The sequence below is a fragment of the Cupriavidus sp. a3 genome (assembly GCF_051015765.1).
In the GTDB taxonomy this organism is placed as follows: Bacteria; Pseudomonadota; Gammaproteobacteria; order Burkholderiales; family Burkholderiaceae; genus Cupriavidus; species Cupriavidus oxalaticus_A.
The window spans coordinates 2,992,221-3,011,537 of the sequence record NZ_CP170643.1; the positions used below are offsets into that span (position 1 = coordinate 2,992,221).

Annotated in this window: 16 protein-coding genes; 2 read left to right on the forward strand and 14 right to left on the reverse strand. The window is 66.1% G+C overall.

Annotated elements, in window-relative coordinates; all coding sequences use genetic code 11:
- Nucleotides 1-62: 62 nt before the first annotated feature.
- Nucleotides 63-1,070 carry an alpha/beta hydrolase gene (locus ACAD63_RS14450; RefSeq protein WP_135705064.1) on the reverse strand — a complete coding sequence of 336 codons (1,008 nt, stop codon included), beginning with the start codon at nt 1,068-1,070 and terminating at the stop codon, nt 63-65.
- 305 nt (nt 1,071-1,375) lie between these two features.
- On the opposite strand from ACAD63_RS14450, the gene ACAD63_RS14455 reads away from it, so the two are divergent.
- On the forward strand, nt 1,376-2,524 hold the full coding sequence (locus ACAD63_RS14455) for an iron-containing alcohol dehydrogenase (RefSeq protein WP_135705063.1): 1,149 nt from the start codon (nt 1,376-1,378) through the stop codon (nt 2,522-2,524).
- A gap of 62 nt (nt 2,525-2,586) precedes the next feature.
- Nucleotides 2,587-3,108 (forward strand): O-acetyl-ADP-ribose deacetylase, encoded by a 522-nt coding sequence (locus tag ACAD63_RS14460; RefSeq protein WP_133096892.1) that lies wholly within the window; start codon nt 2,587-2,589, stop codon nt 3,106-3,108.
- Between the two features lie 63 nt (nt 3,109-3,171).
- Here ACAD63_RS14460 and ACAD63_RS14465 read toward each other — a convergent pair whose 3' ends face one another.
- From ACAD63_RS14465 to ACAD63_RS14525, 13 genes are all read right to left on the reverse strand, one after another.
- Nucleotides 3,172-4,128 (reverse strand): alpha/beta fold hydrolase, encoded by a 957-nt coding sequence (locus tag ACAD63_RS14465; protein WP_135705062.1) that lies wholly within the window; start codon nt 4,126-4,128, stop codon nt 3,172-3,174.
- A 32-nt stretch (nt 4,129-4,160) separates the two neighbouring features.
- Complete coding sequence (locus ACAD63_RS14470; RefSeq protein WP_133096890.1) at nt 4,161-5,063, reverse strand: SDR family oxidoreductase; 903 nt, start codon at nt 5,061-5,063, stop codon at nt 4,161-4,163.
- Nucleotides 5,064-5,131: 68 nt separating this feature from the next.
- Entirely contained in the window at nt 5,132-6,067 is a 936-nt protein-coding gene (locus ACAD63_RS14475) for a glutathione S-transferase family protein (protein WP_133096889.1), read from the reverse strand.
- Between the two features lie 81 nt (nt 6,068-6,148).
- On the reverse strand, nt 6,149-7,003 hold the full coding sequence (locus ACAD63_RS14480) for a class II aldolase/adducin family protein (protein WP_135705061.1): 855 nt from the start codon (nt 7,001-7,003) through the stop codon (nt 6,149-6,151).
- Between the two features lie 103 nt (nt 7,004-7,106).
- The gene (locus ACAD63_RS14485) at nt 7,107-8,117 is read right to left on the reverse strand and encodes an NADP-dependent oxidoreductase (protein WP_116378597.1); all 1,011 of its coding nucleotides are present in this window, start codon (nt 8,115-8,117) and stop codon (nt 7,107-7,109) included.
- 88 nt (nt 8,118-8,205) lie between these two features.
- The gene (locus ACAD63_RS14490; protein WP_133096886.1) at nt 8,206-8,643 is read right to left on the reverse strand and encodes a PaaI family thioesterase; all 438 of its coding nucleotides are present in this window, start codon (nt 8,641-8,643) and stop codon (nt 8,206-8,208) included.
- Nucleotides 8,644-8,749: 106 nt separating this feature from the next.
- Nucleotides 8,750-9,532, reverse strand: coding sequence for an SDR family oxidoreductase (locus ACAD63_RS14495; RefSeq protein WP_133096885.1), 783 nt, complete (start codon nt 9,530-9,532; stop codon nt 8,750-8,752).
- Between the two features lie 41 nt (nt 9,533-9,573).
- On the reverse strand, nt 9,574-11,436 hold the full coding sequence (locus ACAD63_RS14500) for an acyl-CoA dehydrogenase (protein WP_135705060.1): 1,863 nt from the start codon (nt 11,434-11,436) through the stop codon (nt 9,574-9,576).
- Between the two features lie 247 nt (nt 11,437-11,683).
- On the reverse strand, nt 11,684-12,862 hold the full coding sequence (locus ACAD63_RS14505) for an acetyl-CoA C-acyltransferase (RefSeq protein ID WP_135705059.1): 1,179 nt from the start codon (nt 12,860-12,862) through the stop codon (nt 11,684-11,686).
- A gap of 45 nt (nt 12,863-12,907) precedes the next feature.
- Nucleotides 12,908-13,552: a bifunctional nicotinamidase/pyrazinamidase gene (gene pncA / locus ACAD63_RS14510; RefSeq protein WP_133096881.1), complete on the reverse strand. Its 645-nt coding sequence runs from the start codon at nt 13,550-13,552 to the stop codon at nt 12,908-12,910.
- A gap of 30 nt (nt 13,553-13,582) precedes the next feature.
- Complete coding sequence (locus tag ACAD63_RS14515) at nt 13,583-15,664, reverse strand: 3-hydroxyacyl-CoA dehydrogenase NAD-binding domain-containing protein (RefSeq protein ID WP_133096880.1); 2,082 nt, start codon at nt 15,662-15,664, stop codon at nt 13,583-13,585.
- Between the two features lie 1,261 nt (nt 15,665-16,925).
- On the reverse strand, nt 16,926-18,803 hold the full coding sequence (locus ACAD63_RS14520) for a TonB-dependent receptor (protein ID WP_434033999.1): 1,878 nt from the start codon (nt 18,801-18,803) through the stop codon (nt 16,926-16,928).
- On the reverse strand, nt 18,695-19,219 hold the full coding sequence (locus ACAD63_RS14525) for a TonB-dependent receptor plug domain-containing protein (protein WP_434032891.1): 525 nt from the start codon (nt 19,217-19,219) through the stop codon (nt 18,695-18,697). The genes ACAD63_RS14520 and ACAD63_RS14525 overlap by 109 nt, the downstream gene beginning before the upstream one ends.
- Between the last annotated feature and the right edge of the window lie 98 nt (nt 19,220-19,317).

Genomic DNA, 19,317 nt, shown 5'->3' on the forward strand with positions numbered 1-19,317 from the left:
TGACTAGGTCTCCTTGTGCTGCAAGTCACTGCTGAAAAATGTCGGTGCTGCTTTTTTTTTGTTCAGGGCTGGGCGAAGGCGGTCCGCAGCGCGGCGACGGCATCGGCATGCGCCTGCGCCACCGCCGGCACGAACCGGCCCAGCTTGAAGAAATCATGGATCATGCCGGGGTAGTTCGCCAGCGTGGCCGGCACGCCGGCGGCGCGCAGCTTGGCCGCGTAGGCGACGCCTTCGTCATGCAGCGGGTCGTAGCCCGCCACGGCGACCCAGGCGGGGCACACGTTGCGCACGTCGGCACCGTTGCCGCCACCGTCCAGCGGGGCGAAGCGCCAGTCGTCGCGGCTGGCTTCCTGGTCCAGGTACTGCGCGAAGAACCAGCGGATCATTTCAGCGGTCAGCAGGTACCCCTCGGCCAGTGCACGGTGCGACGGCGTGTCCTGGCGCGCGCAGGTGCCGGGGTACAACAGCATCTGCAGCACGGGCGCGAACCCGGCGTTGCGCGCCTCTACCGCGCTGGCCGCGGCCAGCGTGCCGCCGGCGCTGTCGCCGCCCAGCGCGATGCGGGCGGGGTCGGCGCCCAGCCGCCCGGCCTCGGCAAAGATCCAGTGCAGCGCGTCGAACGCGTCGTTGACCGCGGCTGGAAAGCGCCATTCTGGCCCGAGGCGGTAATCCACCGACAGCACCATGCAATCGGCCTCGCCGCACAGCAGCCGGCACAGCGCATCATGCGAATTGACGCTGCCGACCGTAAAGCCGCCGCCGTGGTAGTACACCAGCAGTGGCAGCGGCTCGGCCCAGCTGGCCTCGCGCGGCGTGTACAGCCGCGCCGGGATGGCATGGCCGTCACGCGCGGGCACGTGCAGGTCTTCGGTTGCGTGCACGGCGGGCGGGCTGATGTCGAGGATCGGCGCGCTCTTCTCGTAGGCGATCTTGGCGTCCTCCGGGTCCAGTGCGTTGATCGGCGGCCGCTTGGCGCGGGCGATCAGTTCCAGCAGCTGTGCCACCTGCGGGTCGAGCTGCGCCGACGGCAAGCCGGGCATTTGGTTGACGGAGGATGGTACGGCGGACATGAGAAATCAGTTAAATCCGAGCTTCCGCTGCGACGGCCAGCGTGTCGTGCACGCCGCCCGGGTGGAAGTTCGAATAGTGAACGATCGTTCGATTTTAGTATGATGCCAGATGTTTCTGAAACGAGGCAGTACGAGATAACCCCGAAAGCTCTCGCCAGCCCCTGCCACGCGGCCACTTTTTGCGCGATGATCGGCTGACGCGCGGCGCGGGTCACAACAACTCATTGAAACCGAAGGCAGCGCGCCTGGCCAGTGCCTTACCCTGACCCCGGTTCGCGGCAGATCCCTGCAGGAGGCAAGCAAATATGGCGTTTATCTACTATCTGACCCACATCCACCTGGATTTCGGCGCGGTAAGCCTGCTCAAGTCGGAATGCGAGCGCATCGGCATCCGCCGCCCGCTGCTGGTCACCGACAAGGGCGTGGTTGCGGCCGGCGTGGCGCAGCGCGCCATCGACGCCATGCAGGGCCTGCCGGTCGCGGTATTTGATGAAACCCCGTCGAACCCGACCGAGGCGATGGTGCGCAAGGCAGCCGCGCAATACCGCGAAGCCAACTGCGACGGGCTGGTGGCGGTGGGCGGCGGATCGTCGATCGACCTGGCCAAGGGCATCGCCATCCTCGCCACGCACCCGGGCGAGCTGACCACCTATGCCACCATCGAAGGCGGCAGCGCCAGGATCACCGATCAGGCCGCGCCGCTGATCGCCGTGCCGACCACCTCGGGCACCGGCAGCGAAGTGGCGCGCGGCGCCATCATCATCCTGGACGACGGGCGCAAGCTGGGTTTCCATTCGTGGCACCTGCTGCCCAAGTCGGCCATCTGCGATCCGGAGCTGACGCTGGGCCTGCCGGCCGGGTTGACCGCGGCCACCGGCATGGACGCGATCGCGCACTGCATCGAGACCTACCTCGCCCCCGCCTTCAACCCGCCCGCCGACGGTATCGCGCTCGACGGGCTGGAGCGCGGCTGGACCCATATCGAGCGCGCCACGCGCGACGGCCAGGACCGCGATGCGCGGCTGAACATGATGAGCGCATCGATGCAGGGCGCGATGGCCTTCCAGAAAGGGCTGGGCTGCGTGCATTCGCTATCGCACCCGCTGGGTGGCCTGAAGATCGACGGCCGCACCGGCCTGCATCACGGCACGCTTAACGCGGTGGTGATGCCGGCGGTGCTGCGCTTCAACGCCGACGCGCCCACGGTGGTGCGCGACAACCGCTACGCGCGCCTGCGCCGCGCCATGCATCTGCCCGACGGCGCCGATCTCGCGCAGGCCGTGCACGACATGACCGCACGCCTTGGCCTGCCCACCGGACTGCGCCAGATGGGCGTCACCGAGGACATGTTCGACAAGGTGATTGCCGGCGCGCTGGCCGACCATTGCCACAAGACCAACCCGAAAGAAGCCAGCGCGGCGGATTATCGGCGTATGCTTGAGCAATCCATGTAGTGCATAGCAGCAAGGTGGCCCGCCGGCACCGCGGCGGGCGCGCTCTCAAACCAGGAGACGACATGACCGGCGAGCACCTGCAGGTAGTCCATGGCGACATCACCCGGATGGAAGTCGATGCCATCGTCAACGCGGCCAACAGCGGGCTGCTGGGCGGCGGCGGCGTCGACGGCGCCATCCACGGGGCCGGCGGCCCCGCCATCATGGAGGCCTGCCGCGCGATCCGCGACGCGCAGGGCGGCTGCCCCACCGGCGAGGCGGTCATCACCACGGGCGGGCGCCTGCCCGCGCCGTACGTGATCCACGCGGTCGGCCCGGTCTGGCATGGCGGCGGCCAGGGCGAGGACGAACAGCTCGCCGACGCCTACCGCAACAGCATCCGCGTGGCCACGCAGCACCACCTGCGCACGCTCGCCTTCCCCAACATCAGCACCGGCATCTACGGCTTTCCGCGCGAGCGCGCGGCGGATATCGCCATCGCCGCGGTGCGCGAAGCGCTGGCGGCAGCGCCCGAGATCGAGCAGGTGACCTTCGTCTGCTTCGACGACGAGAACTACCGCCTGTACCGCGAGCGCCTGACCTGACGCTGGCCGCCGGGCCTGCGGCAGAACCTGTAGCGCAGGCCTTCCGGATGCCGCAGGGCGCAGCTAAACCGCAGGCAATGCGCTGCGGATCAGCAGGTTGACGTGCTCCGGCTGCTCGTGCACGACCCAGTGGGTGCCGTCCGGGATGCGCTCCAGGCGCAGGTCCGTGACAAAGTCCTCCAGGCCATTGAGCAGGGATTTCGGCAAGGCGCGGTCGCGTTCGCCCCAGATCACCAGCGTCGGCACGCGGATGACGAACCTGGCCGGATCGAGCTTTGACAGATCCGGCCCCGCGTCGCCGTCGGCCGGCGGCCGCATCGGCGACGCGCGGTAGAAATTGACGCCGCCGGTCAGCGGATGCACGCCCCCTTCACCCTCTCCACCCTCTTCGCCAGGCTGCGACCACGCGGCGTGGTAGCGCTCGCGTGTCTGCGGCGTGTACCACGCGGCCGGCTTGCCGTCGGCATCGGCAAGCATGCGGTCCAGCAGCGCAAAGTCGTTGGCGGCCAGTGCCTTCTCCGAACCCGACTTGCGCAGCCAGTTCATGTAGGCGGAGGCGGCCTGCTGCTCCGGATCGGTGGCCAGCGCGCGCGCGAACAGGTACGGGTGCGGCGAGTTGATGATGACGAGCTGGCGCACGAGCTGCGGGAACTGGATCGCCAGGTTCCAGCAGATCGCGCCGCCCCAGTCGTGCGCGACAACGATGGCCTGGTCATAGCCCAGCGCACCGATGAACTGCACCAGGTCTTCGACGATATGGCGCGGCCGGTAGGACTCTACGTCGCCCGGCTTGCTCGACAGGTTGAAGCCGCGCAAGTCCGGCGCGACGGCGAAATGCGTGTGCCCGAACTCGGCCAGCTGGGCTTCCCACTCGTACCAGAACTCGGGGAATCCGTGCACGAACAGCATCAGTGGCTTGCCGCGCTCGCCTGCGCTGGCGTAGTGCAGCCGGGTGCCGTTGGGCAGGCTGGCGTACTGCAGGTGCCGGATGACGGCGGGGGCGGCCATGGTGGTCTCCATGTGCGTGGCTCCTCGTTGGTGGCGTTGGCGCGTCAGCCGCGCAGCGCGGCCACGAGGCCCGCACGGACTTCGGGCTTGTCGGCAAAGGGATCGCCGGGGTTGCGCGGCCCGACGATGTCCTCGAAGCGCTGGCGCACCGGCGCCAGTGCCTGCGGATGCGAATAAATATAGAAGCTATCGGCGCGGATGGCATCGAAGGTTTTCTGCGCCACCTCGGCCGCGGTCACCTTGCCCGAGCCGACGGCCTTGTCCGACAGCGCCTGCGACACCAGCTGCGAACGCGTGGGCGGCGCCTGGTTGGCCAGCTCCGCCGGCCGGTTGCGCTGCGACTGGTTGATGCCGGTCGGCACGAAATACGGGCACAGTACCGAGCAGCGCACCTGCTCGCTGACCAGGCCGAGGTCCTGGTACAGCGTTTCCGACAGCGACACCACGGCGTGCTTGGACACGTTGTACACGCCCATCGCCGGCGGGTTGAGCAAGCCCGCCATCGACGCGGTGTTGACGATATGGCCCTGGTACGACGGGTCCTTCTCCGCGGCGGCCAGCATCAGCGGGGTGAAGATGCGCACGCCGTGGATCACGCCGTAGAGATTGACGCCCAGCACCCACTCCCAGTCCTGCAGCGAGTTTTCCCAGACCAGTCCGCCGGCGCCCACGCCGGCATTGTTGAACAGCAGGTTGACCTGCCCGAACGCCTCCATCGCCGCGTCGGCCAGCGCCTGCACCTGCTCGGCGCGCGACACGTCAGTGCGCAGCCCGATCACCGGGACGTTGCGCGCCTTGAATTCGGCCACGGTCGCGTCCAGCGCGTCTTCCTGCACGTCGGCCAGCACCAGCTTCATGCCGAGATCGGCGCCGATGCGGGCGAATTCCTTGCCAAACCCCGAAGCACCACCGGTGATGACGGCTACCTTGTTGGAAAAATCCTTCATGTCGTCTGTCCTGTCGCGTGAAATCAATAGGAGAAGGGCCGCGCGCAGCGGCGCAGCGCAGCACCGGTTCAGGCGGCGCGCTGTACCTGGTAGCCCTGCCGCGGGAAGTGCACGTTGAGCGCGCCCGCGCGCGGGTCCTGCCGGCGCAGCGTGACGCGGTGCGGGCCCAGTGCCAGCAGCACGCCGGCCACGGGGTCGCGCGCGTAGTCGGTGGGCGTGACCGTGACCGGGTCGCCCGGCTGCAGGCCTTCGCCCTCGCGCACGCCTTCGTCGAGCGCCACCGGATCTGCGCTACGCGCCATGCCGATGGCCTGCTCGCCATCGATCACGCGCGGACGCCCGTGGCCGAAGGTATTCATGCGCGCATACCAGGCCTGCAGCCTGGGATAGGCCTCCAGCATCTGGGCCAGAGCGCCGGCGCGGCGGATAAACCAGAGGTTGTGGTACAGCGAGAAGTCCGCCACGGACAGCAATGGCCCGGCCACATACTCAACGCCCGCGGCGAACTGCGTTTCGACCCTGCCAAAGGTCTCGTGCAACTGCGCGGTGGCCTCGGGCAGCGGCATGCGCAGCGCGTTGGTGTCGCCGCGCATGGCCTTGCGGTCGGCGACAAACGCCTGGATCTGCGCGGGCGACAGATGGCCCAGCATGCTGGCGACGCCGGCCGGCTGGAACACGTAGGTCGCGGCAGCGGTGAACAGCGCACTGTCGAACCACGCCGCCATCATGCGTGCCGCCGCGGCCTGCGTGGGCGGATACAGCGGCGTGGCCGGGGCCAGCTGGTCGATGACTTCGCAGATCAGTGCCGTGTCGCAATAAATGTCGGCGCCGACCTGCATCACCGGCGTGCGACGGTAGCCGCCGGTCAGCGCCAGCAGGTCGGGCTTGGGCAGGATGGCCGGGATTTCCACCGCCTGCCACGCCAGGCCCTTGGCGCCCAGCAGCAGCCGTACCTTTTCCGAGAACGGCGAGGTTGCGTACTGGTGAAGGATGATGTCTGCCATGCGTGCCACCTCACGGTTGTTGATCGACTGCAGGGATGGCCGCCATGCGGCGGCCGCATTGCAATGCCTTCCGCAGGCCGCTCAGTCCAGCAGGTCGGGCTGTTCCTTGACGATGCGCGCGTACAGCGGCTGGAACTGGAACCAGCCCGCCTGCGCCGTGCCGACGATCGAATACGCCTGCCGTGCGGCAGCGTCGGCAATCACCTTCAGCGGCGCCTGCGTGCGCGCCGCGGCCGCTTCGGCCAGCAGCTGCACCTGGCAGGAGCGTTCCATGGTGATGAACCACCACGCCGCTTCGTCCACGGTCTTGCCGACCGTCAGCAGGCCGTGATTCTGCAGGATCGCCGCCTTGTTCTGGCCGAGCGCGTTGGCGATGCGCTGGCCTTCGTCCAGCTCGACCACCACGCCGCCAAAGTCGTCATAGACCGCGTGGTCGTTGTAGAACGCGCACACGTCCTGCGTCAGCGCATCGAGCGGGCGGCCGAGCGTCGACCAGGCGCGGCCATAGGTGCTGTGCGAGTGCGCGGCGGCGACCGCGTCGGGGCGGGTCTGGTGCACGCGCGAATGGATCGCAAAAGCCGCGGCATTGACCGGGTAATCGCCCTCCACCACGTCGCCATGGTGGTCGCAGCGGATCAGGTTGGACACCTTGACCTGGCTGAAATGCACGCCGAAGGGATTGACCCAGAAGGTGTCGGGAAACTCGGGATCGCGCGCGGTGATATGGCCGGCCACGCCCTCATCGAAGCCGAATTTCGAGAACAGCCGGAAGGCGGCGGCCAGGCGCTGCTTGCGGTGCAGGCGCTCCTCGCCCACGGTGGCGAACTGCGGCGGCCGCGGCAGGTTGCGGTAGCGGGCCTTGACCTCTTCAGGCAGGCCGGCGCCGATATCGTCGCTAGTGTCTTGCTGGACTTGCGGAACTTGCGGGGCATTCATGGGTGTCTCCTCCTCTTTCTTGCCTGCGCTGTCTTGCCTGCACTGTCTTGCCTGCGTTCGCTGCGCGGCACGCCCGTGGGGACGCGGCGTGCCGGTGCTGCATTCAGACCAGCTTGACCAGCTGCTTGCCGAAGTTCTTGCCCTTGAGCAGCCCCATGAAGGCTTCCGGCGCGCTGGCCAGGCCTTCGGCAATGCTCTCGCGGAACTTCAGCTTGCCCTGCGCGACCGCGGTGCCCAGCTCCTTCAGCGCCTGCGGCCAGACTTCCATGTGCTCGGATACGATAAAGCCCTCGATGGTCAGGCGCGAGACCAGGATCAGCTGCGGGTTCTTCAGCGGCAGCGGCTGACCGTCATAGCCGGCGATCATGCCGCACATGGCGATGCGGCCGAAGGCGTTCATGCGCGACAGCACTGCGTCGAAGATCTCGCCGCCGACGTTCTCGAAATAGCCGTCGATACCGTCTGGCGTGGCTTCCTTGAGCATGGTGTAGAGCTCTTTCGGGTCTTTTGCCGCCTTGTAGTCGATACAGGCGTCGAAGCCCAGCTCATTGACCACGTAGTCGCACTTGTCCTTGCCGCCGGCAAAGCCCACCGCGCGGCAGCCCGCCAGCTTGGCCAGCTGGCCCACCACGCTGCCGACCGCGCCCGACGCGGCGCTGACCGCGATGGTCTTGCCCGCCTTGGGCTGGATGATCTTGTTCAGGCCATACCACGCGGTCACGCCCGGCATGCCGACCGAACCAAGGTAGGCCGACAGCGGGATATGCGTGGTATCGACCGGCTGCAGGCCGGTGCCGTCGCTGACGCCCATTTCCTGCCAGCCGAACATGCCGACCACCTTGTCGCCCGGCTTGAACTTGCTGTTTTTGCTTTCCACCACTTCGCCGACGGTGCCACCGATCATCACTTCATTAAGCGGCTGCGGCGCGGCATACGACTTGCTGTCGTTCATGCGGCCGCGCATGTACGGGTCGAGCGACAGGTAGTGGTTGCGCACCAGCACCTGGCCGTCGGCGATCTGCGGCACGGGCACCTCTTCCAGCCGGAAATTGGCCGGCGTCACCGCGCCCTCGGGACGCGAGGCCAGGACGATGCGCTTGAATGTGTTGGACATGGTCGGGTTCCTTCCAATGGGAGATGGAAACTGCATGGAAACTGCTAATGCGGGGCACGAACCGCCCCACATGTCCTGGCGCCGGCGCTCAGCCGTCGGCGCCGGTATCGGTTTCGCCCGGGCGCTGCGGCGGCATGCGCCGGATGTACTTGAACGTGCCCGAGCCGCGCGCCACGGTCTTGCCGTCGGCATCGACAATCTCCGCCTCGCAGAACACCATGGTGGTGGTGCGGTGCACGGTGGTGCCGCGCGCGGTCAGCTGGCCGCGGCCCGGCGCCATGAAGCTGCTCTTCATCTCGATGGTCACCACGCCACGGCCATCGGCATCGCTGCTGCGGCCGGCCACCGCCATGGCCACGTCGAGCAGCGTCATGATCACGCCGCCGTGGGCCATGTCCCAGCTGTTCTGGTGGCGTTTTTCAACCGGCAGCGAGATCTCGCTGCGCCCGCTCTCTGCAACGCTACAGGTCACGCCGAGGTCGGCAAGGAAGGGGATATGGCTCAGGGAGCCGGTGTACTGGTTCATGGCAATGCGAGTCGAAGTGGGGGCTGGAGAGGCGCCGGCGGCAGCTTGCCCGCCGGCGCCGATCCCGCATTATTGCCGCAAACGCCGGCAGTCGTTCAGACCGCGCTCAAACCGCGCTGACGCCGCCGTCGACCGCCAGGATCTGCCCGGTGATGTGCTTGCCGGCATCGCTGGCGAACAGCAGCGCCGCGCCCTTGAGGTCTTCGTCGTCGCCCAGGCGGTGCAGCGGCACGCCGGCACACATCGCTTCGACGCCCATGCGCTCCAGCGAGCCCTTGGTCATCTTGGACGGGAAGAAGCCCGGCGCCAGCGCGTTGACAGTGATGTTGTGCTCGCCCCACTCGCCCGCGAGCGTGCGGGTGAAGTTGACCACCGCTCCCTTGGACGTGTTGTAGGCGATGGTCTCCATCGATCCCGGCGGATTGCCGGCCAGGCCCGCGATCGACGCCACGTTGATGATGCGGCCGTAGCGGCGCGGAATCATCGACAGCTTGCCGATGCGCTGGCTCAGCAGGAACAGGCCGCGGATATTCAGGTTCATCACCTTGTCCCAGGCCTCCACCGGATGGTCTTCCGCCGGGGCGCCCCAGGTGGCGCCGGCGTTGTTGACCAGGATGTCGACGTGGCCAAGCCTGGCGATGGCTTCGTCGGCCAGGCGGGCAATCTCGGACTCCTGCGAGCCATCGGCGGCGATCCAGTCGGCCTCGATGCCGAGGCCCTTCAGGTGTTCCTGCGCCGCGCGCAGCTCGTCGGCCTTGCGTGCCGACAGCACGATACGCGCGCCCTGCTCGCCCAGTGCCTCGGCGATCTGCAGGCCAAGGCCGCGCGAGCCGCCGGTGATCAGCGCGGTCTTGCCCTTCAGGTCAAACAGTTGCTGGATGGTGCGCATGTGTCTCTTCCTCGGTTGTCTTTGAATGATGTAGTCAGCGGTCAGAACCAGGCGTCCTGCATGTCCAGCGTGGTGCGGTCGAGCGATGCCAGCAAATCGAGCTGAGGGCCGACCCTGGGCAGCTCGAAGCGGAAGAAGTACGCCGCCGCGGCCAGCTTGCCGCGATAGAAGTCCTGGTCTTCCTTGCCGCCCGCCTGCGCCAGCGCGGCCTGTGCCAGCAGTGCCTGCTCCAGCCAGATCCACGCGACCACCACGTGGCCGAAGGCTTCGAGGTAGACCGAGGCGTTGGCCAGCGTCACATTGGAGTCGCCGGCGCTCCACAGCGTCTGCGTCACTTCGGCCAGGCGCCGGGTTGCGGCGCCGAGCGCGCGCGCCTGCCGCGCCAGCTCGGCATCGTCCGCGGCGAGCGCGCGGCCGATGGTGGCCTGCACGCGCTCGCCCAGCAGCTTGAACGCGGCGCCATCCTTCATCACCACCTTGCGGCCCAGCAGGTCCAGGCCCTGGATGCCATGCGTGCCCTCGTGGATCGGGTTCAGGCGGTTGTCGCGGTAGAACTGCTCGACGTTGTATTCGCGGGTGTAGCCATAGCCGCCATGCACCTGGATCGCAAGGTTGTTGGCCTCCAGGCACCATTGCGATGGCCAGCTCTTGGCGATCGGGGTCAGGATGTCGAGCAGCAGCGCCAGGCGCGCATGCGCTTCCTGGTCGCCCGCGGCGGCCGCGGCTTCTTCCTCGTCCACCAGCCGCGCGCAATACAGGTTCAGCGCCAGGCCGCCCTCGACATAGCTCTTCTGCGCCAGCAGCATGCGGCGGATATCGGCGTGCTCGACCAGCTTCACCTGCGGGCTGGCGGCATCCTTGCCGCCGGGGCCGACGGGGCGGCCTTGCGGACGGTTGCGCGCATAGTCCAGCGCGTGCAGGTAGCCGGTATAGCCCAGCATCACCGCGCCCAGGCCCACGCCGATGCGCGCCTCATTCATCATGTGGAACATGCAGGCCAGGCCCTTGTGCGGCTCGCCCACCAGATAGCCGATGGCACCGGCCTTGCCGCCCGGCTTGTACTTCATGCCTTCGCCGAAATTCAGCAGGCAGTTGGTGGTGCCGCGATAGCCCATCTTGTGGTTCAGGCCGGCCAGCACCACGTCGTTGTGCTCGCCCAGCGAGCCGTCTTGGTTGACCAGGTACTTGGGCACGATGAACAGCGAGATGCCCTTCACGCCCGGGATCAGCTTGCCGTCCCGGCCGGGGATCTTGGCCAGCACCAGGTGGACGATGTTGTCCGACAGCTCGTGCTCGCCCGCGGAAATCCACATCTTGTTGCCGCGCAGGCGGTATTGCGCGCCCAGCGGCGATTCGCCCTCATACTCGGCGCGCGTCGTGATATCCGACAGCGACGAGCCGGCCTGCGGCTCCGACAGGCACATGGTGCCGAAGAAGCGCCCTTCCATCTCCGGCTTGACGAAGGTCTCGACCTGCGCCGGCGTGCCGTGCGTCAGCAGCAGGTTGGCGTTGCCGATGGTCAGGAACGGGTAGGAGCTGGTACCGACGTTGGCGCCCTTGAAGTAGGCGAAGCCGGCCTTTTCCACTACCACCGGCAGCTGCATGCCGCCCAGTTCGTAGTCCTGCCCGGCGGCCATCAGGCCGGCCTCGCAGAAGGCCTTCAGCGCGGTGCCGACCTCGGGAATGATGGTGACGGTCTCGCCGTCGAATTCGGGTTCCTGCTGGTCGTTCTTCTTGTTGTGCGGCGCGAACAGGTCGGTGGCGATCTTCTCGCAGGTGTCCAGCGCGGCGTCGAAGGTCTCGCGCGAGTGGTCGGCGTAGCGCGGGATGCGGGTCAGCTCGTCGACCTTGAGCCATTCATACAGAATGAAGTTCAGGTCGCGACGGGAAAGGATCATCGACATGGTGTCTCCATGCGGCGCACTGCTTGGTGCGCCGTGAATTCTTGTTGCCTTCTTGTGCGAACCGCCCCCGCATTGAATCGCACCGCATGTGTGCTCCCTCTCCCGCTTGCGGGAGAGGGTTGGGGTGAGGGCCGGCGGGACGACGAAGTAGAGGCCGGTGGTATGCCACCGCCTGCCCTCACCCCCTGCCCCTCTCCCGCAAGCGGGAGAGGGGAGCAAACCGGCAGCGTGCCGGTTTTGTCGGCAGTTACAGGACTTCGAACAGACCAGCAGCACCCTGCCCGCCGCCGATGCACATGGTCACCACCACATACTTCACCCCACGGCGCTTGCCTTCGATCAGCGCATGGCCGACCAGGCGCGCACCCGACACGCCGTACGGGTGGCCCACCGCGATGGCGCCGCCGTTGACGTTGAGGCGATCCATCGGGATGCCGAGCTTGTCGGCGCAGTACAGTACCTGCACCGCGAAGGCTTCGTTCAGCTCCCACAGGCCGATGTCCTCGACCTTCAGGCCAGCCTTCTTCAGCAGCTTGGGCACCGCAAACACGGGGCCGATGCCCATCTCGTCCGGCTCGCAACCGGCCACGGCAAAGCCGCGGAACACGCCCAGCGGCTGCAGGCCCTTGGCCTCGGCCACGCGCGCGTTCATCACCACGGCCGCCGAGGCACCGTCCGAGAACTGCGAGGCATTGCCGGCGGTGATCACGCCACCCGGCACCGCGCTGCGGATCTTGGCCACGCCTTCCAGCGTGGTGTCGGCGCGGATGCCTTCGTCGCGGTCGATGGTCACTTCCTTCGTCACCAGCTGTCCGGTGGACTTGTCGGCGACGCCGGCGAGCACCGTCATCGGCACGATCTCGTCCTTGAACTTGCCGGCTTCCTGCGCGGCGGCGGCGCGTTGCTGGCTGCGCACGCCATATTCGTCCTGGCGCTCCTTCGAGATGCTGTAGCGCTTGGCCACGTTCTCGGCGGTCTGCAGCATGTTCCAGTAGATTTCCGGCTTGTTCTTCACCAGCCAGCTTTCCTGGATCATGTGGCGGTTCATTTCCTGCTGCACGCAGGAGATGCTTTCCACGCCGCCGGCGACGAAGATGTCGCCTTCATTGGCGATCACGCGCTGCGCGGCCATGGCGATGGTCTGCAGGCCCGACGAGCAGAAGCGGTTGACGGTGGCGCCGGGGACGGTGACCGGGCAGCCGGCGCGCAGTGCGATCTGGCGCGCGATGTTGGCGCCGGTGGCACCTTCCGGGTTGGCGCAGCCCATCAGCACGTCTTCCACTTCGGCGGCGTCGATCTTGGCGCGGGCGATCGCATGCTGGACCGCATGGCCGCCCAGGGTGGCGCCGTGGGTCATATTGAAGCCGCCCTTCCAGCTCTTGGCCAGGCCGGTCCGTGCGGTAGATACGATGACTGCTTCGTTCATGTGTTGCTCCTCGGAATCTTGTGTCGTTCAGTTCGGTGGTTTGGTTCAGCCCTGGCCCTTGAGCACATCCGCGGACATCACGCGCGCGACGCCGGCGGCGCCGAGGTCCTGCCATGCTTTCGCCAGCGACCCTTGCAGGTCGATGGCCCGGCACGCATCCTCGATCACCGCGGCCTCGAAGCCGGCGGCGCGCGCATCGAGCGCGCTCCATGCCACGCAGTAGTCCGTCGCCAGCCCGGCGCAGAACACGCGCTTCACGCCATGCTCGCGCAGGTAGCCGGCCAGCCCGGTACGCGTGGTGCGGTCCGCCTCAAGGAAAGCGGAGTAGCTGTCCACGTCGGCATGGTGGCCCTTGCGGATCACCAGCCGCGCGTGCGGCACGTGCAGGCCCGCATGCAGCGCGGCGCCGGGCGTGTCCTGCACGCAGTGCACCGGCCACAGCACCTGCTCGCCATACGGCAGCGTGAGCATCTGGAACGGCTGCGTGCCGGCATGGTTGGCCGCAAACGAGACGTGCGCGGCCGGATGCCAGTCCTGCGTCACCACCACATGCCCGAACGCGCGCGCCAGCCGATTGATGACGGGCACCACCTCATCGCCGTTGGGCACGGCAAGCGCGCCGCCCGGCATGAAGTCGTTCTGCACGTCAATCACCAGCAGGCAATCGTCCGGTCCGATGGTGGTGTTCATGGCCGCTCCTTGCTGAACCCTCTTGGCAAATTAACCGTTGAAGCCCTTGCCTTCGTCCGCCAGCTTCTGCAGCAGCGGCGCGACCTGCCAGGCTTCGCCGTGGTATCCCTTGGCGTAGCGCTTCATTGCCAGCGCCACGTTGTACAGGCCGACCTGGTCCGCATACAGCATCGGGCCGCCGCGGAACAGCGGGAAGCCGTAGCCGGTCAGGTACACCATGTCGATATCCGAGGCCTTGGAAGCAATGCCCTCTTCCAGGATCTTGGCGCCTTCGTTGACCAGCGCGAACACCAGGCGCTCGACGATCTCTTCGTCCGAGATCTTGCGGCGCGTCAGCCCCAAGTCCTTGGAGTGCTGCACGATCATGTCGTTGACCTGCTGGTTCGGGTACGGCTTGCGGTCGCCCGCCTTGTAGTCGTACCAGCCCGCGCCGGTCTTCTGGCCGTAACGGCCCATCTCGCACAGCAGGTCGGCGGTCTTCGAGTACTGGATCTCGGGCTTGTCGACGGCGCGGCGCTTGCGGATGGCCCAGCCGATGTCGTTGCCGGCCAGGTCGCCCATGCGGAACGGGCCCATGGCGAAACCGAACTTCTCGATGGCCTTGTCGACCTGCTCGGGCAGCGCGCCCTCGTCCAACAGGTAGCCGGCCTGGCGGCTGTACTGCTCGATCATGCGGTTGCCGATAAAGCCGTCGCACACGCCCGACACCACCGCGGTCTTCTTGATCTTCTTGCCGATCTGCATGACCGTGGCCAGCACGTCCTTGCCGGTCTTCTCGCCGCGCACCACTTCCAGCAGCTTCATCACGTTGGCCGGGCTGAAGAAGTGCATGCCGACCACGTCCTGCGGACGCTTGGTGAACGAGGCGATCTTGTTCACGTCCAGCGTGGAGGTGTTCGAAGCCAGGATCGCGCCCTGCTTCATCACTTCGTCCAGCTTCTTGAAGACGATTTCCTTGACGCCCATTTCCTCGAACACGGCCTCGATGACCATGTCGGCGTCCTTGATGTCGTCATAGGACAGCGTGGTGCTCAGCAGGCCCATGCGCTGCTCTACCTTCTCCTGCGTGAGCTTGCCCTTCTTGGCGCTGTTTTCGTAGTTCTTGCGGATGATGCCGACGCCGCGGTCCAGCGCTTCCTGCTTGGTTTCCAGGATCGTGACCGGGATGCCGGCGTTGAGGAAGTTCATGCTGATGCCGCCGCCCATGGTGCCGGCGCCGATCACGGCAACCTTCTCGATCTTGCGCACGGGGGTGCCTTCGGGCACGTCGGGGATCTTGCTGGCGGCACGCTCGCCAAAGAAGGCGTGGCGCAGCGCGCGCGATTCCGGCGTGGTCACCAGGAACAGGAAGCCCTCGCGCTCTTCCTTCAGGCCTTGCTCGAACGGCTTGAGCGAGCCGGCCACCGCTTCCAGGCACTTCAGCGGCGCCGGGAAATTCTTGGCCATCGCGGCCACGGTGTTGCGGGCGAAGCCGAGATAGCCTTCGGGGTTCTCGTGGCGCACCTTCAGGTCGCGCACCTTCGGATGCGGGCCGCTGGCGGCGCCGACGTTCTGCGCGAACTTGACCGCCGCGGGCAGCACGTCACCCTCGACGATTTCATCGAACAGCTTGGTGCCGGCGAACTTCTCGGACAGCACCGGGGTGCCCGACACGATCATGTTGGCGGCGGCCTCCAGGCCGATCACGCGCGGCAGGCGCTGGGTGCCGCCGGCGCCGGGCAGCAGGCCCAGCTTCACTTCCGGCAGCGCGATCTGCGCGCCCTTGGACGCCACGCGGTAGTTACAGCCCAGCGCCAGTTCCAGCCCGCCACCCATGGCGACCGAGTGCACGGCCGCGACCACGGGCTTGGACGACGCTTCCAGTACGCGGATCACCGAGTGCAGCGTCGGCTCCTGCATGGCCTTGGGGGTATTGAATTCACGGATGTCGGCGCCGCCCGAGAATGCCTTGCCGGCGCCGGTAATGACGATGGCCTTGACGGCGGCATCGTCCAGCGCACGGGTCATGCCTTCGACGATGCCAAGACGGGTGCTGTGACCCAGGCCGTTGACAGGGGGATTGTCGAGCGTGATGACGGCTACACCGTCCTGAACCTGATACTGCGCTGTCATGCTGGTTCCTTTTACAAAAGTTTGTCTCGGGATTCGAATTCTCGAATTATTGTTTTGCTGCTGGGTGCAGGGGTGATTGGCACAGGGTTAACCCGCCGCGGTTACCGCTTGCCACAAGCCTTCCGGGGCTTGGGCGAAACAAGCATACACAAAATAGCACGGTCGTTCAATTTCAATTTCACGGGTTTTTGTGGGGCATGCGTGGGGCGAATTTCGGCCTGTAGCGTGGTGCATGGAGGCGGGAGCTTGGGCGTGCGGGAGACCGTTTGCTGATGGCGCATCAGGCACATTGGTGAATGTAGCGAGCGCTGGCTCTAGATTAGTATGGGATTTGGAAATGGGGATTTGGGGTTGGGCGCTGGGGTGGCTGCTGGCGGCGGCGGGTGGCGGCTGGCGGCGGCGGGGGCTGCTGGTGACATGCTGTTGGCCGTTGAACCGCCTGGTTCCGCCCTCCTGGGCGGGTCACTTTTTGGCCGAGCGCCAAAAAGTAACCAAAAAACGCGTCGCCTGAGCGGCTGGCTATCAAGTTGGCGGCGTGGGTGGTTCGGGCGGTGGTGATTTCCGCTTGGGCTTGGTGGCCGTTCGACCCTGCTAACGCCAGGTGATTCAGGGCCTGTGCCTGACGTTAACCGGTTATTGAACGATCTCCATGCCGGGCGTAGGCCGCCTGCTAGAAGCCTCATCGGTGGGACGCCTTCGGCTGCGCTACGCGCGGGCCCAAGGTGGCAGAGCGGCCGAAAGCGCTCTGGTCATTGCCGTCGCCGCCCAGCGAGCGAAGCAATGCGGGTTCGGGCCAGGACACCTCACCCGCGAAACTGAGCCGCGCGCAGCGCAGCCGTAGGCGATGACGCGATACCGCAGGCAGCAGGCGGCCTACACCCGTCCTGGGGATGGTTCAAAAGTCGGGAATCGTCAGGCACCGACACTCACTCACCTGGCGTAGCAGGCTGGCACCGCGACCACCTCTCACTGAGACCAATAACGCCCATACATCAAGAAGCGCCAAATTGGCCCAGCCAGCCGCTAGGCGACGCGCTTTTTGGTTACTTTTTGTCGCTCGGACAAAAAGTGACCCGCCCAGGAGGGCGGAACCAGGCGGTTCAAAAGCCGACAGCATGTCACCAACAGCGACAGCGCGGCGCCTCAAAACCCGACAGCATGTCACCAACCGCGACATAGTAGGCACAGAGCACTGGCACCAGCGAAAACAGCCCGCCTCCCATAAATCACAGGAAACGGGCCGCATTGAATTATCAAAAAATTAGAACTTGAAGTTAGCCGTCAACATCCCAAACCGCCCAGCACCCAGCGCACCGTAGTGGTTATGCGCCTTGGTGTAATAGGTCTTGTCAAACAAGTTCTGCACATTCAACTGCAACGACAGATTCTTGTTGACGCGATAAGCCGCCATCAGGTCAAACCGCCAGTACGACGGCACATACAGCGAGTTGGCCGGATTGGCATACACCTTGTCGACATAGTACGCACCACCGCCAACCGTCAGCGCCGGCAGCACCTGATAGGTCGTCCACAGGCTGAAGCTGTTCTTGGGCGTATTGGGGAACTGGTTCCCGTTGTTGGCCGCGTTCGCAGCCTGCGGGCCGTTATCGATCAGTTCGCTGTTCAGGTACGTATAGCCGCCGAACAGGCCCCACTTGTCCGTCAGGTTGCCGGCAAAGCCCAGCTCGAAGCCCTTCACACGCTGCTTGCCGGCATTGACGGTCGTGTTGGCATCAACCGCCACGCGCGCATTGTTCTTCTCGATCTGGAAGATCGCACCAGTCAGCGACAGCCGCTTGGCCAGCAGATCCCACTTGGTGCCGATTTCCACCGAGCGCGCCGTTTCCGGCTCCAGGTTGCGCTGCGCCGCCGTGATGTTGTCGGCGCCGTCACCGTTGGTCGAACCCGGCGGCGTCGACGAGGTGCCATATGACACATAGATGCTGCCGTACTCGACCGGCTTGTAGACCACGCCCGCCTGGTAGTTGAAGAAATTCGACTTGTTGCGGATGTCCACCTGCGCCACGGCCGCGCCCGTGTTCGGGTTGGTATAGGCGTTGGTGAAAGCGTGCGTGTCGTAGCTGTCGTAGCGAACGCCACCGTTGATCATCCACTGCTTGGTGATCTCGACCGTATCGAACAGGTAGACCGAGCGGGTATTGGTCGTAGTGGTCGTGGTGAAGGGCATCTTGGTGATGGTGCCGCGCCACGGGTCGTTCGGGTTCGGGTTGGCCAGCGACGTGCAGTCGAAGCTTGCCAGCAGCGACGCGTTGCAGATGCCCGGGACAGTCGGCAAACTCCGCGTAGGATTGCTCGCAGGATTGGCCGAAAGGACGTTGTACGGCGTGTTGTCGGTATCGTCGCGGCTGAACTCGAAGCCGAACAGCACGCTGTGCTTCAGGCTGCCGGTCTCGAACTTGGCGGTCAGGTCGGTCTGGTTGGTCAGCGTCTCGGTGGCGGAGTCGCGGTTCTTGGTGTTGCGCCAGACAAAGCCGCGCGGCACGTTGCCGCGGCTGTCGTCAGGGTTGGTGACGATGTAGTCGTTGGTGGCGCGGCCCCAGCGCGTGGTGTTGCTGAAGACCAGGCCGTTGCGGAAATCATGCTGGACCGTGGCCGTGGCGATATTGCTCTGTGTCTTCTGGAAATCGCGGTCGGTCAGGCCGTAGAAGTTGTTGCGGTCAACGTTTGCGGGCTGCGACGGGTTGGCCTTGGACGACTGGCTGGCCGGGCGCGAGTACGGAATGCTGTAGTCCGGCATGCCGTTGCCCTGCAGATGGTAGTACGACAGCGTGACCTTTGTATCGGACTTCATGCCGAACGTCACCGACGGCGCAAAGCCCCATGAGTTCTGGTCGACCTCGTCGCGGCCCGGCACGTTGGCGGTATAGCCCAGCGCGTTCAGGCGCACGGCGGTGTTGTCGTTGATCACGTAGTTGCCGTCGGCCGTGGCGCGGAAGTACGAGTCCGTGCCCACGCCGATCGAGCCCTGCGCGAAGTTCTCGGCCTGGGGCAGCTTCGACACGATATTGATCATGCCGCCGGCCGAGCCCTTGCCGCCGTAGGCCGAGCTGGGGCCCTTGATGACTTCGATGCTTTCGATGTTGAAGGTGTCGCGGGTCTGCGAAGCGGTATCGCGCACGCCGTCGACATAGATGCTCGACATCGAGTCGAAACCGCGATGAAAGGACGGTCGCCGATCGGATTGCCGCCTTCGCCGGCGCCGAAGGTAATGCCGGGCGTGGTGCGCAGCGCGTCCTGCAGCGAGTTCGAGCCCGACTGCCGGATCACCTCGGTCGGCACGACGGTCACGGACTTGGGCGTGTCGAGCAGCGGCGCGGTGAACTTGGGCGACTGCGCCTCTTCCACCTTGTAGCCATCGTCGCGCTTGCCGGTCACGGTGACCCGTTCCAGCGTCACCGGCGCAGCCTGGCCGGTGGCGGCGACGACAGGCTGGCTCCCCTGCGCCGATGCACCCTGCATGGCAAACGCTGCGACGGCGCCTGCCAGTGCAGCGGCGAGCGGGGTCAATTCAAACGACTTCTGGTTTCCTTTCACGGTCTTGCCTTCCCTGTGTTGTCTTGTAGTTCTTGACGCGAACAAGCGTGGTCAATGAAGACAAGCCCAAGGAAGCGCACCACCGTCGCCCGTGAATC

Excerpts from the sequence above, each read along its gene's own strand:
- ACAD63_RS14485 (WP_116378597.1), bottom strand. The coding sequence starts at position 8,117 with ATGTCCAACACATTCAAGCGCATCGTCCTGGCCTCGCGTCCCGAGGGC.
- ACAD63_RS14505 (WP_135705059.1), bottom strand. The coding sequence starts at position 12,862 with ATGAACGAAGCAGTCATCGTATCTACCGCACGGACCGGCCTGGCCAAG.
- ACAD63_RS14475 (WP_133096889.1), bottom strand. The coding sequence starts at position 6,067 with ATGGCAGACATCATCCTTCACCAGTACGCAACCTCGCCGTTCTCGGAA.
- ACAD63_RS14465 (WP_135705062.1), bottom strand. The coding sequence starts at position 4,128 with ATGGAGACCACCATGGCCGCCCCCGCCGTCATCCGGCACCTGCAGTAC.
- ACAD63_RS14490 (WP_133096886.1), bottom strand. The coding sequence starts at position 8,643 with ATGAACCAGTACACCGGCTCCCTGAGCCATATCCCCTTCCTTGCCGAC.
- ACAD63_RS14480 (WP_135705061.1), bottom strand. The coding sequence starts at position 7,003 with ATGAATGCCCCGCAAGTTCCGCAAGTCCAGCAAGACACTAGCGACGAT.
- ACAD63_RS14470 (WP_133096890.1), bottom strand. The coding sequence starts at position 5,063 with ATGAAGGATTTTTCCAACAAGGTAGCCGTCATCACCGGTGGTGCTTCG.
- ACAD63_RS14460 (WP_133096892.1), top strand. The coding sequence starts at position 2,587 with ATGACCGGCGAGCACCTGCAGGTAGTCCATGGCGACATCACCCGGATG.
- ACAD63_RS14455 (WP_135705063.1), top strand. The coding sequence starts at position 1,376 with ATGGCGTTTATCTACTATCTGACCCACATCCACCTGGATTTCGGCGCG.
- ACAD63_RS14500 (WP_135705060.1), bottom strand. The coding sequence starts at position 11,436 with ATGTCGATGATCCTTTCCCGTCGCGACCTGAACTTCATTCTGTATGAA.
- ACAD63_RS14450 (WP_135705064.1), bottom strand. The coding sequence starts at position 1,070 with ATGTCCGCCGTACCATCCTCCGTCAACCAAATGCCCGGCTTGCCGTCG.
- ACAD63_RS14495 (WP_133096885.1), bottom strand. The coding sequence starts at position 9,532 with ATGCGCACCATCCAGCAACTGTTTGACCTGAAGGGCAAGACCGCGCTG.
- pncA (WP_133096881.1), bottom strand. The coding sequence starts at position 13,552 with ATGAACACCACCATCGGACCGGACGATTGCCTGCTGGTGATTGACGTG.
- ACAD63_RS14515 (WP_133096880.1), bottom strand. The coding sequence starts at position 15,664 with ATGACAGCGCAGTATCAGGTTCAGGACGGTGTAGCCGTCATCACGCTC.